Genomic DNA, 223 nt, shown 5'->3' with positions numbered 1-223 from the left:
TGGTAAGGATTTTATGTTATCCGCTCAAACTGTCAGCACTGTCGATCCGAAGAGAATCAATGCCTATTTGATCAGGGCACTGGAACAACTGGTCGCAGTATTGGCGGATGCGCCGCATTCACCAGCCCTGGCGGTGGATGTGTTGCCCGCCGCTGAACGTCAGCAATTACTGGCGGACTTCAATGCCACTGAGCGTGACTTCCCGCAGGCAGCCCTGATCCAT

Annotated in this window: 1 protein-coding gene; it reads left to right on the top strand. The window is 54.3% G+C overall.

Annotated elements, in window-relative coordinates; all coding sequences use genetic code 11:
* Positions 1–13: 13 nt before the first annotated feature.
* The coding region (locus ABR397_RS24490) for a hypothetical protein (RefSeq protein WP_350307945.1) at positions 14–223 on the top strand (210 nt) is incomplete at its 3' end.

It is taken from the genome of Photorhabdus viridis, assembly GCF_040256935.1.
In the GTDB taxonomy this organism is placed as follows: Bacteria; Pseudomonadota; Gammaproteobacteria; order Enterobacterales; family Enterobacteriaceae; genus Photorhabdus; species Photorhabdus viridis.
The sequence above is the reverse complement of the archived record's forward strand: the minus strand, read 5'-3'. Positions and strand labels throughout refer to the sequence as shown.